The sequence below is a fragment of the Bacillus sp. EAC genome (genome assembly GCF_002156875.1).
In the GTDB taxonomy this organism is placed as follows: Bacteria; Bacillota; Bacilli; order Bacillales; family Bacillaceae_G; genus Gottfriedia.
In genome coordinates, this window is the sequence record NZ_NCSY01000003.1 from 157,588 (window position 1) to 173,518 (window position 15,931).

The window sequence follows — 15,931 nt, forward strand, 5'->3', positions numbered from 1 at the left end:
TCAGATTAACCTGTATCAGTATAAACTTCTGAACAAAATAATTTTGTCGAAAAAACAAATTATTATTAATTTTTAATCTTTAATTTTTACAATATTTCCCAAAACATTAGGAACTTAAGTGATTTATTTAATAAAAATTTACTGAATATATCTAATTATTTTTTTAATCTTTATTACTTTATTGTAACTCCTATGTTGTCTCTCTGTAATAATCATCGGTTACAATATGAGGGCAATTAACTAATGAATAGTTAGGTGATCTTATGAAAATCGAACGAGAAACATGGTTAGATGTGGCCAAGATGATTGGTATCTTATTGGTTGTTTATGGTCATTCAACTGAAGGACCGAAGTCAATTACATTTATCTATTGGTTCCATATGCCACTATTTTTCATGATTAGTGGATACTTATTTAAACCTGTAAACACGATAAGTGAACTTAAATTCTATATTAAAAAACTTACCCTTAGATTGCTTGTTCCATATTGTACGTATTTAATCTTATTTAGCCTATATAATGTAGTTCTCCAATTGAATGCAGCGACGTTTAGCTTGTCTAATTTACTTGATGAAGTAGGCTCTTTATTAATAGGTGGCCGTTTTATTACCGGGGTCCATGGGGTATTTTGGTATGTAACTTGTCTATTTATTACGCAAATATTATTCTCACTAATTTGTTTATATTTCAAGAAGAATAGTACTCGTTTACTAATCATCACTTCATGTTATTTACTTGCTCACTTTGAAACAATTAAGCTTGTACATGAGTTCGGAAAAACTACATTTAATCAAATCGCTATTCCTTGGAATATGGATGTTGCATTTCTTGCAGTTTTCTTTTTAGGATTAGGATTTTTCATCAAAAAATTAATCTCATCCATTCCTAATTATATTGGAATAAGTTGTTTTATCTTAAGCATAATCTATATGGCTCTGTATAATCTAAATAAATTGGATTATCATCTTAGTTTAAAGTATTTAAGATATGATCATTTATTTCTAGATGCTTTGATTCCAATCACAATGACTATTGCCGTATTTTATTTATGTCAAAAGATCTCTAAGATTAAAATGATACAATCTTGTACACTTTTAGGGAAAGAATCCTTAACTATTATGTATATTCATATATTTGCAAATGCAGTGTTATCACAGTTTTTCGATTATGGTCCGTTATTCTATACAATAATTGGAATAGCCGTACCTTTGCTATTAAAAAAATTTATTATCGAATCTCAACCGTCGATTCGACCTTTCTTTATCGGCTTAAATGCCAAGCGTCGATTAAAGGTTCGAACTGCATAAAAATAGCCCTATTAACTAGGGCTATTTTTTATTTTAGGATCTTTTATAAAAGATTGTAAATTCCCGTTTCAGGATGCTCGCTTTCCGTGTGGCGTGCCCCTGAAGCTCCATTTTGTGTGAGGTCTCAACTGACACTCTACCCCCACAGGAGTCGAGCACATTATGCTCCATTCAAACTATCTATTGAATATCTTCTCAACGTCAACCTAACTAAAAACAAACTTTTAAAGGAAGCCTTTATTTAAATATCAACAATATATATAAACAGAGTCTTATTTTAAGGTAACTGTAGCTGCATCTGATCCTGCTTGAATTGATCCAGTTGCTTGTACATTGATTTTTTCTAACATATCTCCATTTGTAAAAATAACCGGAGTAATGATGCTTTTTGCATTTTCTTTTATGTAATTCATATCAAATGTTAAAAGTTGGTCGCCAGCTTTAACTGCTTGACCTTCTGTTACATGCGCTTCAAAACCTTCACCATTAAGCTTAACAGTTTCTAAACCAACATGGATTAAGACTTCAACACCTTCATTCGAACGAATTCCAACTGCATGTTTTGTATGGAAAACTTGTACAATTTCTCCGTCCACTGGTGAAACTACTTTACCTTCTGTCGGCGTAATAGCAAATCCGTCTCCCATCATTTTTTCTGCAAAAACAGGATCGGGAACTTCAGATAATGTATTCACTTCTCCAGTTAATGGTGCTTTAATTACAATCTCTTTTGATGCTGTTGTCGATGGTTTAGCTGTAGTTTGTTGTTCACCTTCACCTGAACCAAACATTTTTTTTAATTTGTTAAACATATAATTCACCTTTTCTTCAATTTATAGATTCCAATCTTATCATTATCTTTTAAGTAAAAATAATACTAACTATCCTATCAGAAAAGCTGACTATTTGCTTGTTATTTAATGAATTTTTAGTGAAATTTTCATAAAATAGACTGAATCTATAAAAAGGATAAAAAAAGGAAATGAATCTAAAAATCCATTTCCTAGTAATATTTATGCTTTGTTATATGCATCAATAATTGCTTCTAAAGATAGTTCTGATGTAGATGGGTAAACAATGTCTGCTTTTGCTAGTGTTTGCTCTGAACCTACACCTACAGCGAACATGCCTGCTCCTTTGATAGAGTCCACACCTGCAGCTGCATCTTCTATCCCAATGCATGCGATTGGCTCTACATTTAATAGACTCGCGGCAGTTAAGAAAATCTCTGGATCTGGCTTTCCATTTGTAATTTTCGCTGCGTCAACAATGACATCAAACTGATCTGTTAACCCTAATGATGTCATCACAGCTAATGCATTTTTACTTACTGAAGCCAGACCTAATTTTAATCCTTTATCTTTTATATCAGCAATCAACTTTTCGATTTTTGGTAAAATATCATTAGGTGAGATATTTTGAATTAATGAAACATAATGTTCATTCTTCTTTTCTGCTAACGTCAATTTTTCCTCAACAGAAAAATCATTCTGTTTATTTCCTAATGCAAGAATTTTCTCAAGTGAATCCATGCGAGATACACCTTTTAATTCCTCGTTAAACTCACGAGTAAATGGAACACCAACATCTTCTCCTAATTGCTTCCAAGCTAAATAATGGTATTCAGCAGTATCTGTTATTACGCCATCTAGATCGAAAATGATTGCTTGTAATTTTTTTGACATGTTCTTTTGCTCCTTTAATCATTTATAGCTTTTTACAAAAAAGCCAGAAAGAAAATTACACTCTCTCTGAACTTATTGTTTTATTTTTGTAGTGCTACTTTGAATTGACCATTCTCTGGAAGATTAACTTCGTTTCCGTATAGCTTCATTTGAAGAGAAGGTCCATTTTGAGTAATGACCACATTTGTTTGATTTACTTCAATTGTTAATCTGTGCTTACGATAAACAATATTAAATGAATATTGATTCCAAGCCTTCGGTATAAATGGTGCAAATGATAAACATTCGTTTGCTGTTCGCATTCCTGCAAATCCTTGAACAATTGCTAACCATGAACCCGTCATGCTCGTAATATGAAGTCCATCTTCCGTATCATTGTTGTAATTATCTAAATCTAGTCTTGCAGTTCGATTATACATTTCATATGCTTTTTCTTCCATACCTAATTCAGATGCTAAGATGGAATGAATACAAGGAGATAGTGATGACTCATGAACTGTCATTGGCTCGTAAAACTCAAAGTTTCTGCGCTTTTCTTCAATTGTAAAGCGATCATTTAAGAAATACATACCTTGTAGCACGTCTGCTTGTTTAATAAAGCAACTTCGTAAAATACGGTCCCATGACCAGTTTTGATTTAATGGACGGTGCTCTGGAGCTAACTGATCAGCTGTCATTAAATCTTTATCAAGAAACGTGTCATGCTGAACAAATACATTTAATTCTTCATCAAATGGGTAGTACATTTTATTTATAATATCTTGCCATTTCGCCAACTCTTCGTCTGAAATAGTTAAGCCTTCCAAACGATCCGTTTGATCAATTTCTTTTAAATAGTTTATAACTTCTAAAGTATATTCTAACGTCCAACTAGCAATAAGATTTGTATACCAGTTATTATTTACGTTATTTTCATATTCATTTGGTCCAGTTACACCGTGCATCATATAAACATCTTTCTTTTTATTATAGTGCACTCGGTCTGCCCAAAATCGAGCTATACCCGTTAAGACATCTATCCCTAGTTCATGTAAATACTCTTTATCACCTGTATAGTTTACATAGTTATATACTCCATAAGCGATAGCTCCATTACGGTGTATTTCTTCAAATGTAATTTCCCATTCGTTATGACATTCGATTCCTGTAAATGTTACCATTGGATATAAAGCGCCTTTTAGCCCTTGTTGTTTTGCATTATGAAATGCGCCTTCTAGCTGATTATGACGATAAACTAATAAATTTCTTGAAACTTCTTGCTCTGCAGTCGATAAATAAAGCGGTATTGCATATGCTTCTGTATCCCAATACGTTGCCCCACCGTATTTTTCACCAGTGAATCCTTTAGGACCAATGTTTAATCGTGCGTCTTCTCCATAATACGTTGAAAACAATTGAAACAAATTAAAACGAATTCCTTGCTGAGCTTCAGCATCCCCGTCTATTTCAACATCAGCTATTTCCCAACGTTCTAACCAACCCTTTTTATGATCCTCTAATTCAGCAGCAAATCCTCTTCCAACAGCGTTTTGAACAATGGATTTACCTTTTGAAATCAACTCAGCAGTCTCATAGTCACGATCTGTTGTTACGGCTACGTATTTTACTAGACTGACTGTTTCTCCCTCGGGAACGTTTACTTCAATCACATTTTCCACATATTCATCTTTTTCATTCGTACTTACTGAAAGAACCTCAGCTTTTTCTGTATGAACTGTGATGCTCATCGTTGTAGCAATTTGAAATCTAGGTGCACCAAATGGATTGTCTTTCGTTTGCATCTGTAGACTTCCACAGTATTCTTCAACATTTCTATTTATTTCTATCCAGAAATCTTCATCATAATTCGAGTCTTCATTACGAATATCACCATCTAAATAAGGTATAAATGTAATATTTCCAGTGTAATTTTTCGCAGTAACTGAATAGTTAATTGCTGCAAGTTCTTTTTTAGCAACAGATAAAAAACGAACAACTTCAATTTCTGTTTCTTTTTTATTATGCAGTACTGTAAATTTACGTGTTAGTACACCATGTTGCATGTCTAACTCACGATAGAATTCTCTTACTTCAGCAGTAAATAGATCTAGTTCCTCACCATCAATTAAGATATTAATCCCTATAAAATTTGTGGAATTAATTACTTTTCCAAAATAGTTTGGATAGCCATTTTTCCACCAACCAACACGTGTTTTATCCGGAAACCAAACACCTGCTATATACGAACCACGATGAAAGTCACCTGAATATTTTTCTTCAAAATTTCCTCTCATCCCCATATGTCCATTACCTAAACTAACCATACTTTCTGCAAGTCGAAACTCTTCTTTATGCAATTCTGTTTCAACGATTTTCCATTCGTTTACATCAAATAGTCTTTTCATTATTTTCACCCATATAAATTAATATTTTTTGTTAACGGTTACAATTCTATGCAAGCGCTTTCGCAAAATAGAAAAAATTTTTGATAAATTTTCCACAAAATCTATTATAAAGCATTTTCTAAAAAAAGAAACACCTTACGCATTATTGTAGGTTAGTTTACACAATATATTATTCTACAAATTACGCGCTTTTGTTATCAATTTAAATCTCCATCCAATTAGATTATCAAAATAGTAAATTAATTTATGATAAAATAAATAAAAACTGACAATTTATCCATTTCCGAGGAGCGTTCACTATGTCTGATATGGTCCCCTTATTGTTTTCTTTCGAAAATAAAAGAATAGTTATAATTGGTGGCGGGAAAATAGCTTTTCGAAAAGCGAAATCGTTTGTTAAAAGTGGGGCTACAATTACAATAATTAGTCCAGAAATTGTCGAAGAATTTAATGAGTTTCCGTCCATTTTATGGATAAAAAAACATTTTGAAAAAGAAGATATCACTAATGCCCATGTCATCATTGCAGCAACAGATGATCAAAAAGTAAATAATTATATAAAAGAATGTACTTCAGATTTTCAGTGGTTTAGTGATGTGAGTGATCAAAATAAAAGTGACTTCCACACACCTGCCGTTGTTAGAAGAGGTGATTTAGTTATATCCATTTCTACTTCAGGTAAAAGTCCGATTTTATCAAAAAAAATAAAACATGAATTAGAAAATTACTTCGATGATCATTTTTTTAAAATAGTTAATGACTATGGAGAACAAAGAAAAAAACCAGGCAAACAGTAATGTACCTGGTTTTTATTTATTTTTTGAATTTAGCTAAAGCTTCAGCAAATGGATTATTGAATGGTTCATCGTCTTGATTTGTTTGTTGTTTTAAATATTTTTGCACATCTCGCTTAGAAACTTTACTATTCTTCTCTTTTGAGCGTCTTTCTTTAAAGGTTGAAAGTTTTTCTCTATGACCGCAGCCGCATACAAAAATTTGACCTTCGCCTTCCCCTTTTAACTCTAAACGCTTGTGACAATTAGGGCATCTGGCATTGGTGGATTGTGAAATTGTTTTTCGATGGCCACATTCTCTGTCCTGACAAACTAGCATTTTGCCTCTTTTACCATTCACTTCAAGCATTAACTTTCCACAGTCTGGACATTTTGTACTGCTCATATTATCGTGCCTAAATTTTTGATCTGTTTGTTTGACTTCATTCACGGCTTTAGCAGCAAATTGAATCATTTCATTCATAAATTTATCTTTTGATAATGCGCCTTTCGATATGGCTTGAAGTTTTTGTTCCCACTCGGCAGTAAGTGCTGGTGATTTTATTTCTTCTGGCACTAACGTTAATAATTGTTTTCCTTTATTTGTAATAAAAATGTCTTTTCCCTTTTTCTCTATTAAAAAGCTACTGAAAAGTTTTTCAATAATATCAGCTCGGGTAGCAACCGTACCTAGACCACCCGTTTCACCGATAGTCTTTTTTAAATCTTTGCTTTCTCCAGACATAAAATGAACAGGATTTTCCATGGCACTTAACAGCGTCGCTTCGTTAAACAGCGCAGGAGGTTTCGTATATCCTTTCGTTTCTATATATTTTTTAACTTCATATAGATCTTTTTCTTTCATTATTGGAAGCTTCTGATCTTCATTTTGATCATTTTCTTCCTCATCCTGAAAAACTTCTTTCCAACCAAGTGAAAGAACACGTTTTCCTTTTGCAATAAATGTTTGACCATCAATCTCTGCAATGACCCTTTTCTGTTCATACTCGAATGGTGGCAGTAAAACAGCCAAAAATCTTCTAACAATCAATTCATAAATTTTAAATTCTTTTGAAGACAGTTCGCTTAAAATAGGCGCTTGTTCAGTCGGAATGATCGCATGATGATCTGTAACCTTCTTATCATCTACAAAGGATTTGTTTCCTTTAATAGGTTGATTAGTCAATTTCATGATGATCTTCCCATAAGGTTTCATATTACATGCAAGTAATCGTTCTTTTAATGTCCCTACTAAATCTGTCGATAAGTAACGAGAATCCGTTCGAGGATATGTGACGATTTTATGGTGCTCATAAAGCTTTTGCATAATTGATAATGTTTCTTTTGGTGAAAAATTATATCTTTTATTAGCTTCACGCTGAAGTTCGGTTAAATCATATAACTGAGGTGCATATGATTTTTTTTCAGTAGAAGTTACTTCTTTAATTTTCAGTTGTTTTCCTTTGATCTTCTCAATTAATGATTGAAGTTCCTCGCTTGATTTAATTTTCGTTTCATTCGTATGACTATTTTGCCATGTAAATGTTACATTGTTTGCTAAAAGCTGTAATCCGTAAAATGTTTGTTGCTTAAATGCTTTTATTTCTTTTTCTCTTTCTAAAATCATTGAAAGAGTTGGTGTTTGCACCCTTCCACATGAAAGCTGTGCATTATGTTTACAAGTGAGTGCACGTGTTGCATTTATGCCTACTATCCAGTCCGCTTCTGCTCGAGCAACTGCTGATTTATATAAGTTCTCGTATTCTCTTCCGCTTCGTAAGTTTTCGAAACCTTTTTTCACAGCTTGATCTGTTGCAGAGGAAATCCATAATCTTTTAATAGGTTTGTTTACCTTTGCTAGCTTTAAAATCCATCTAGCCACAAGTTCACCTTCACGTCCTGCATCGGTTGCAATAACAATTTCTGATACATCTTTTCTTAGTAATTGCGCTTTTACTGCATGAAATTGTTTACTCGTTTTTTTTATTACAACTAACTTTAATGCTTCAGGAATCATTGGTAAATCTTCTAAATTCCATGACTTATATTTTTGATCGTAACCTTCCGGGTCTGCTAGTGTAACAAGATGTCCTAATGCCCACGTAACAATATATTTTTTACCTTCTAAATAGCCGTTACCCTTCTGATGACATTCAAGCACTTTTGCAATGTCTCTTGCAACTGAAGGTTTCTCAGCTAATACAATTGTTTTCGTCATATCGTACTCCTTACTTATTGATCCATTCTATTCGTACTAACTTTATCATTTCTATTTATAGAATTCCATGTATGAGATATCAACAATCTATTTGTACTTCCTGTGTGAGTAGCAGGACAAGGGAGACCTACACAAGGAGTAAATGCACGGATGAGGCTCTGCGCTCGCTCCACAGAAATTGAGCATCCTGTATTAAAAATCTACTAATTACTTTCTTAAATAGCTCAAAAGTTAAGAAATTAACCTAAAATAATTAAGAAAAATACGTTCATTTCATAACTTTGTTCTAACTTGTACATATTATCTAATAGTATATTTTTGGAAGATATTTACCTTCTATTGGTTTATCTTCTCAAACATCTCAGGAGGAATGTCATGAACTATTTGATAGCATTACTTGGGCTAGTAATTACTCTTGCATTTGCGTATATGGCTAGTACAAATCGAAAAATCATCAAAATACGGCCAATTATCATCATGATCGTTCTACAAATCATATTGGCATACTTACTTCTTAAAACTAAGTTCGGCATCATTATTATTCAAGGCATTGCAAAAGTGTTTGATAAATTATTGCTTTATGCAGCAGATGGAGTTAACTTTGTTTTCGGTGGAATAGCAAACGAAGGGGCATTTGTATTCTTTTTAAATGTACTTCTACCAATTGTATTTATCTCCGTACTGATTGGAATTCTTCAATACACAAGAATCTTACCTTTTATTATGAAAGGGATCGGACTACTGTTAAGTAAAATTAACGGAATGGGAAAATTAGAATCTTATAATGCAATTGCATCCGCGATTGTTGGACAATCTGAAGTTTTTATCACAGTTAAAAAACAACTTGGTCAATTACCACCTTATCGATTATATACTTTGTGCGCTTCAGCTATGTCAACGGTTTCAATGTCGATCGTTGGGGCGTATATGACAATTATCGAGCCACGATTTGTTGTTACGGCAATTGTATTGAATTTATTCGGCGGATTTATTATCTCATCAATTATTAACCCTTATAGAGTTTCACACGAAGAGGATATTTTAGAGGTGCAAGACGAAGAAAAACAAACGTTTTTTGAAATGCTTGGCGAATATATTTTAGATGGATTTAAAGTAGCAATAATCGTTGCTGCTATGTTAATTGGATTTGTTGCACTTATTTCATTAATAAATAATTTATTCGATCTTATTTTCGGAATCACATTCCAAGAGATTCTTGGCTATGTATTTGCTCCAATTGCATTTTTAATGGGTGTACCATCTTCGGATATCGTCAAAGCTGGAGGAATTATGGCCACTAAACTTGTAACGAATGAATTTGTTGCAATGGACTCATTAGCAAAAGTTGCACAAAGTTTTAATTCAAAAACAGTCGGTATTATTTCAGTCTTCCTTGTATCATTTGCTAACTTCTCTTCAATTGGTATTATTGCCGGTGCAGTGAAAGGCTTAAATGAAAAACAAGGTAATGTCGTTGCACGCTTTGGACTAAAGTTATTATATGGCGCTACATTAGTTAGTGTTTTATCAGCAATCATTGTAAGTGTTGTACTAACTTAACGAAAAGTAGATATGTCTTATTTTTAGGATCTTATCTAAAAGAGAGTTGTTTTTAAAAAGGTTTTTAATACAAACTGTTAATAAAGAAGATGATGAACGGATATCCGAGACTCCTGTGGAGTAGCGGGACAGGTGAGACCCTGCAGGCCTCAATAGGTAGGCATGCTAATACCACGACGTCCTGTCGTAACGCATGCATAACCCACATCGTGTGGGTCTAGGCTCAGCGCACGCCCCACGGAAAGCGAGCATCCTGGAGGGAAATCCACGAATTACTTTTTTTATAGCAACAAAGTTCACGAAAGCATCCTATTTTTATTACGACGAGCATAAAGGGAAAATTCCCTTTGTGCTTTTTTTTTTGAATTTTATCATCCCTTTTCAAAATTAAATTAAAAGTTTACAACATGGAAACATCCTATGACAAAATTAGAAACATTTTAAATATATGATACAAATATCAAGATTCTAGGAGAGTGATATGAGGAAAAAAGATTCTATCCTGAAAGGGTAATGATTATTTATAAAACAAATACTTTTCATTTTTAGTTAATCATTTTTTTGCAGAAATTTGACGTTTTATAATTCTAAAAAAATAAAGGATTTAAATAGATTAAAAGCAAATTTAGTAAGTAATTCCAATTATAAGGAGAGAGACAATGACCAATAAGATTTTATCCACACTTCTGGGGATGTTTTTATTCCTTTTACCAACAGCAAATGCTACTTCTTTAACATCAGATTTTACTGGTGAATTATCAAACTATATAGACAATCTTAATATAAATACAACTGAGGCTACATTTGGACAATCCATTGAAATTGGATTAACGACTAAAAAAAGTTTTGAAAAAGTTGTTTTAACTTTTTCAAATGGTCAACAAAAAAATGAAGCTTCACTCGTGAGCACAACTAACAATTACTATTCTGGAAAAATAAAAATTACTAATTCATTTACTACAGGGGTTCACCAACTAACCTCCATTACATTAGATGGTAAAAGTCTACCAGTTGCAGACTCTAACGTTAAATTCATGATTGTAGATTTACCAACTCCAACGATTAGTCCAATTTCTAATAAATCTACATCAATCAATGGAACTTACTTATCGAATAGTACTGTACAAATTTATTCTAATGATAAATTGCTTAAAACTTTACAAACAGATCAAAAAGGTTCTTATATGTATGGAATTAAACCAATTAAAGCATTTACGAAAATCAGTGTCATTGGCGTTACAGAGGGTCTAAAAAGCAAAATTAATAGTTTAACAGTTTCTGACGCGATTGCCCCTACTATTGTTTCTATTACTTCTGTTTCGGACCAAACACAGAACCTAATTGGGAAATCTGAGCCGTCTGCGATTGTAAAAGTTTACTTTAATAAAAAACTTATCGGCAATAGTATTGTCCCTCCTTCAGGGAAATTTAATATCAAAATTAAAAAGCAAAAAGCTAATTCACTTCTTGATGTCATAGCATTTGATAAGAGTAATAATCAAAGTAAACCTGTTTCTGTTCATGTGTTAGATCGAACAGCACCTTCTATACCAACTGTTCTACCGATAAAGGAAAATTCAACAACTGTTAATGGGAAAACTGAGCCAAATTCAGTAGTTAAGTTATACATCAATAATCGATATACTTCGAAAACAACTGCTTCAACTAGTGGTAGTTATTCATTTAAAGTTACTAAATTAAAGGCATATACTGGTGTGAAAGTATATTCAATTGATTCGGCTGGAAATCAAAGTAAAGCTTCTTATAGTGAAGTAAGAAGTAATCAACCTCTTTCAAACGGACAATTAATCATCGTTAACACTCAGACAAATAAACTCACTTATTATAATAAAGGAAAACTTGTTAAAACATTTAGAGTTGCAACAGGAAAATCTTCTACACAGACACCAATAGGGAAGTTTAAGATATTAAATAAAATAAAAAATCGACCTTGGTATAAGGAAAATATCCCAGGTGGTAGCCCAAACAATCCACTTGGTAAACGTTGGATGGGAATAAGCGCTGGCTCTTCTCCTGGTAGTTCGTACGGTATTCATGGAAATAATAATGAAAGTTCTATCGGTAAATCGGTAAGTCATGGGTGTATCCGTATGCATAACAGTGAGATAGAATGGCTTTTCGAGCAGATAAAAGTAGGAACAACCGTTATTATTGCAAAGTCCTCAAATTCAAACGGTAAAATTGCTCATTCATATGGAATTTCAATCTCTTAAAGGGGCAAACCATTATGGTTTGCTTTTTTTTATAGATTAATAGTTTAAGAGGAAAGTAAATAATACTGATAGCATTCTTTTCATGAATCATTGATAATATTAAATAAAAAGGAAATAGTCTGAAAATGAGAGGGGTTTGCCAATTTTGAAAAAGTACTTACCATTATCTATATTATTTTTTGGCATTATTTATATTTTTTTAATACCTTCAGAACCAATCAGTTTAAAGATTTTATTTAAATTAATACCAATGCTATTAATCATCTACTTTGCTTATTCGCAAAAGCCTTATCTGTCTACTAAGTATCGAATCTTGATTATAACCGGTTTGACTTTTTGTATGATTGGAGATGGAACATTAATCTGGTTTGTAGTTGGATTAAGCTCTTTTTTGATTGGACACTTATTTTATACAGCAGGCTTTATTGTAAACTGGAACTACTCACACATACGAATGGTTTCACTCATTCCAATTGGACTATATGCATTTTTTATGTGCACAAATTTAGTTCATGCTTTAAGTGATAACGGACAAGAAAATTTAACAATACCTGTTATAGCATATACAGTTGCCATCTCAGCTATGGTTTTTACAGCGATTATGACTGGAAATAAATGGGCTATATCTGGAAGCATTTTATTCATTATCTCTGACTCCATTCTATCTTGGGATCTTTTTGTAGAAGCGATTCAGTATAGTAATGAATTAATTATGATTACATACTACAGTGCACAATTTTTAATTGCGAAAAGCTTATTTAAATCAAAATCATTTGCATAACATTTTACTTTCAAATATCGAACAAACTACAATATAGATGTAATATGATTTTAGAAATAGGCTCTGTTAATGTATATTGTTGATATTTAAATAAAACCTTCCTTTAAGAGACTGTTTTTATGTTAGGTTGACGTAAAGAAAATCGATAAATATAAGAATTCGATTGGAGCGTAAGGTGCTCGACTCCTGTGGGAGTTGCGGGACAGTTGAGACCCCGTAGGCGCATGGCGTCGAGGAGGCTAAAGCAGCACGCGCCACGGAAAGCGAGCATCCTGAAGTGGAAATCAACAATCTTTTTTAACAGAACCTAATAATAAAATGTAAGCGCATTATTTTATTTGAGGAAAAGGAGATATTGTAATGAAAAATGAATTAATTAGTCGTTTAATGAGTTATGCAAAAGTCGATACACAATCCAACGCTAGTAGTGAAACATGCCCTTCTACTCCAGGACAACTAACTTTAGGCCGCATGCTAGTTGAAGAATTAAACAAGATTGGATTAGTTGACATTACAATGGATGAAAATGGATATGTAATGGCTACTTTACCAGCTAATTCGGAAAAAGATATTCCGACAATCGGATTTTTAGCCCACTTGGATACTGCAACAGATTTTACTGGTAAAAATGTTAATCCTCAGTTAGTTGAAAATTATGATGGTAATGACATTGTACTAAGTGAGGAATTAAATATTATTTTATCTCCTAGTCATTCACCAGAATTAAGAAATTATAAAGGTCATACATTGATGATAACAGATGGTACTACTTTACTAGGTGCAGATAATAAAGCTGGAATCGCTGAAATTATGACTGCAATGGAGTATCTAATTCAACACCCAGAAATTAAACATGGCAAAATTAGAGTAGCTTTTACACCTGATGAAGAAATCGGTAGAGGTCCACATAAATTTGACGTAAATGCATTTGATGCAAAATACGCATACACGATGGATGGCGGGCCACTTGGTGAGCTTCAATATGAAAGCTTTAACGCCGCTGGTGCAACAATTACTGTAAAAGGTAAAAGCGTGCACCCTGGAACAGCTAAAGATAAAATGATTAACTCCACAAAGATTGCAATGGAAATAAACAATTTATTACCTACAGAAGAAGCCCCAGAATATACAGATGGTTATGATGGTTTTTATCATCTAATCTCTATCGATGGTGATGTAGAGCAGACTAAAATGCACTATATTATTCGTGATTTTGATAAAGAGAAATTTAATAACAGAAAAGAAACACTAACTAATATCGTAAATCAATTAATAGAAAAACATGGAGAAAATAGTATTACCTTGGAAATCAAAGATCAATACTTTAATATGAGAGAGAAAATTGAACCTGTCATGGAAGTTGTTGATATCGCTTATGAAGCAATGAAAAATCTAGATATCTCCCCTATCGTTGAACCGATTCGTGGTGGAACTGATGGCTCACAGCTTTCATATATGGGATTACCTACTCCTAATATTTTCACAGGTGGGGAAAACTACCATGGTAAGTTTGAATACATTTCTGTCGATAACATGATTAAGGCAACCAATGTCATGATTGAAGTAATAAAATTGTATGAGCAAAAAGCAAACTAAATAATAGATAAATATGTCTCTCTTTTGACATATAAAAACACCACGCATATTTTTCCAAATGCGTGGTGTTCTCTTTTACGTCTTAAACCTAATTAATCGATACATTCTCACTTCACTTTACGAATAAAGACTACTTTTAAATAATTACCTTCTTTAAACTGTTTATTTACTCGGAAATCATTTGGAAGTGAAAATTCTTCCAACAGTTTGTACTGTCCTTCTAATTCTTGAAACGCAGTGTCTATAAACCCTTTAAACTTATTCATGCCAAAGGTGCTACAATTTGTTGATGCTACGATTACACCATCATCTTCAGTAATCGTAATTGCTTCTTTTAACAAATCCTTATAATCTTTTTCTGCACTAAATGTATGTTTTTTCGATCTGGCAAAGCTTGGTGGATCTAAAATAACCATATCGAAAGTAAGATTCTTTTTAACTGCATATTTGAAATAATGGAACACATCTTCAACTATAATACTCTGGGTACTTGGATCAATTCCGTTAATAGTGAATTGCTCCTTTGTTTTATTTAAGCTTCGATTTGCTAAATCAACACTTGTTGTTTTTTCTGCTCCACCTAAGGCTGCAAAAACAGAAAATGCTCCAGTATAAGAAAAGGTATTTAATACTGACTTGCCATAAGCATATTTATCTCGAATCAGTTTTCGTACCTCTCGTTGATCTAAAAATACACCTACCATAGCCCCATCATTTAAATAAATTGCAAAGCTGACTCCATTTTCCTTAACGATGAGTGGAAATTCGCCTCTTTCTCCCATTACGAAGTCATCTTCTTCGATATATTGCCCTTTTACGTCAAATCGCTTTTTTTGATAGATTCCTTTAAAGTCTACTACTTTAGTTAGCGCATCAATGATCATTTCTTTAAATTGATAAATTCCCTCACTATACCAGCTAATTAAATAAAATCCATCAAAATAATCAATAATTAAACCACCTATCCCATCACCTTCACCATTAAAAACTCTAAAGGCTGTTGTATCGGAATTTTGATAATACTGATTTCGATTATTGATAGCAAGCCTAATTTTGTCTTCAAAAATTTTCGATCCAATTTCTTCATTCTCATTTAGGCTTAACAGCCAACCTATTCCTTTATTTTGTTTACCATAATATCCTCTACCAATAAATAGATTACGTTCATCAACAAGCTTAATGATCGTTCCTTCGTTCATTAAATCTTTACTATTTATGATTGATTCTTTTGAAATAAGTGGATACCCATTCTTATAATCTCTTACAAACTTTTGTTTCACTTTTAGATTCAATTCTTTTTTCATATTTCCATCCAGTCATTTTCTATTTTTTTCTCATTATTTCCATAAACAATTCAGATTAGTATGAGGTTCACTAATAGCGTGTTATGGTA

Annotated in this window: 11 protein-coding genes; 6 read left to right on the forward strand and 5 right to left on the reverse strand. The window is 32.7% G+C overall.

The window, feature by feature from the left end:
* The first annotated feature begins 263 nt into the window (after positions 1 to 263).
* On the forward strand, positions 264 to 1,307 hold the full coding sequence (locus B7R65_RS07005; protein ID WP_088042059.1) for an acyltransferase family protein: 1,044 nt from the start codon (positions 264 to 266) through the stop codon (positions 1,305 to 1,307).
* Between the two features lie 272 nt (positions 1,308 to 1,579).
* Here the strand turns inward: B7R65_RS07005 and B7R65_RS07010 are convergent, their stop codons facing one another.
* The 3 genes from B7R65_RS07010 to B7R65_RS07020 form a co-directional block, all read right to left on the reverse strand.
* Complete coding sequence (locus tag B7R65_RS07010; protein ID WP_373419554.1) at positions 1,580 to 2,119, reverse strand: PTS sugar transporter subunit IIA; 540 nt, start codon at positions 2,117 to 2,119, stop codon at positions 1,580 to 1,582.
* 201 nt (positions 2,120 to 2,320) lie between these two features.
* The gene (gene pgmB / locus B7R65_RS07015; RefSeq protein ID WP_088042060.1) at positions 2,321 to 2,992 is read right to left on the reverse strand and encodes a beta-phosphoglucomutase; all 672 of its coding nucleotides are present in this window, start codon (positions 2,990 to 2,992) and stop codon (positions 2,321 to 2,323) included.
* Between the two features lie 80 nt (positions 2,993 to 3,072).
* A complete protein-coding gene (locus B7R65_RS07020; protein WP_088042061.1) occupies positions 3,073 to 5,376 on the reverse strand; it encodes a glycoside hydrolase family 65 protein in 2,304 nt (767 codons plus the stop codon).
* A gap of 299 nt (positions 5,377 to 5,675) precedes the next feature.
* Between B7R65_RS07020 and B7R65_RS07025 the strand changes: the two genes are divergently transcribed.
* Positions 5,676 to 6,173 carry a precorrin-2 dehydrogenase/sirohydrochlorin ferrochelatase family protein gene (locus tag B7R65_RS07025; RefSeq protein WP_088042062.1) on the forward strand — a complete coding sequence of 166 codons (498 nt, stop codon included), beginning with the start codon at positions 5,676 to 5,678 and terminating at the stop codon, positions 6,171 to 6,173.
* 16 nt (positions 6,174 to 6,189) lie between these two features.
* On the opposite strand, the gene B7R65_RS07030 is transcribed toward B7R65_RS07025, so the two are convergent.
* Entirely contained in the window at positions 6,190 to 8,367 is a 2,178-nt protein-coding gene (locus B7R65_RS07030; RefSeq protein ID WP_088042063.1) for a DNA topoisomerase III, read from the reverse strand.
* A 375-nt stretch (positions 8,368 to 8,742) separates the two neighbouring features.
* Here B7R65_RS07030 and B7R65_RS07035 point away from each other — a divergent pair, with 375 nt between their 5' ends.
* The 4 genes from B7R65_RS07035 to pepT all read left to right on the forward strand — a co-directional run bounded on the left by B7R65_RS07035 (position 8,743) and on the right by pepT (position 14,538).
* On the forward strand, positions 8,743 to 9,927 hold the full coding sequence (locus B7R65_RS07035; RefSeq protein WP_088042064.1) for a NupC/NupG family nucleoside CNT transporter: 1,185 nt from the start codon (positions 8,743 to 8,745) through the stop codon (positions 9,925 to 9,927).
* A gap of 659 nt (positions 9,928 to 10,586) precedes the next feature.
* On the forward strand, positions 10,587 to 12,161 hold the full coding sequence (locus B7R65_RS21895; protein WP_179194801.1) for an Ig-like domain-containing protein: 1,575 nt from the start codon (positions 10,587 to 10,589) through the stop codon (positions 12,159 to 12,161).
* A gap of 145 nt (positions 12,162 to 12,306) precedes the next feature.
* Positions 12,307 to 12,942: a lysoplasmalogenase gene (locus B7R65_RS07045; protein WP_088042065.1), complete on the forward strand. Its 636-nt coding sequence runs from the start codon at positions 12,307 to 12,309 to the stop codon at positions 12,940 to 12,942.
* Positions 12,943 to 13,302: 360 nt separating this feature from the next.
* A complete protein-coding gene (pepT, locus tag B7R65_RS07050; RefSeq protein ID WP_088042066.1) occupies positions 13,303 to 14,538 on the forward strand; it encodes a peptidase T in 1,236 nt (411 codons plus the stop codon).
* 107 nt (positions 14,539 to 14,645) lie between these two features.
* Here pepT and B7R65_RS07055 read toward each other — a convergent pair whose 3' ends face one another.
* Entirely contained in the window at positions 14,646 to 15,842 is a 1,197-nt protein-coding gene (locus B7R65_RS07055) for a class I SAM-dependent rRNA methyltransferase (RefSeq protein WP_088042067.1), read from the reverse strand.
* Positions 15,843 to 15,931 lie beyond the last annotated feature (89 nt).

Coding starts and splice junctions, on each gene's coding strand:
- B7R65_RS07055 (WP_088042067.1), bottom strand. CDS start 15,842: ATGAAAAAAGAATTGAATCTAAAAGTGAAACAAAAGTTTGTAAGAGAT.
- B7R65_RS07025 (WP_088042062.1), top strand. CDS start 5,676: ATGTCTGATATGGTCCCCTTATTGTTTTCTTTCGAAAATAAAAGAATA.
- pgmB (WP_088042060.1), bottom strand. CDS start 2,992: ATGTCAAAAAAATTACAAGCAATCATTTTCGATCTAGATGGCGTAATA.
- B7R65_RS07020 (WP_088042061.1), bottom strand. CDS start 5,376: ATGAAAAGACTATTTGATGTAAACGAATGGAAAATCGTTGAAACAGAA.
- B7R65_RS21895 (WP_179194801.1), top strand. CDS start 10,587: ATGACCAATAAGATTTTATCCACACTTCTGGGGATGTTTTTATTCCTT.
- pepT (WP_088042066.1), top strand. CDS start 13,303: ATGAAAAATGAATTAATTAGTCGTTTAATGAGTTATGCAAAAGTCGAT.
- B7R65_RS07035 (WP_088042064.1), top strand. CDS start 8,743: ATGAACTATTTGATAGCATTACTTGGGCTAGTAATTACTCTTGCATTT.
- B7R65_RS07005 (WP_088042059.1), top strand. CDS start 264: ATGAAAATCGAACGAGAAACATGGTTAGATGTGGCCAAGATGATTGGT.
- B7R65_RS07030 (WP_088042063.1), bottom strand. CDS start 8,367: ATGACGAAAACAATTGTATTAGCTGAGAAACCTTCAGTTGCAAGAGAC.
- B7R65_RS07010 (WP_373419554.1), bottom strand. CDS start 2,119: ATGTTTAACAAATTAAAAAAAATGTTTGGTTCAGGTGAAGGTGAACAA.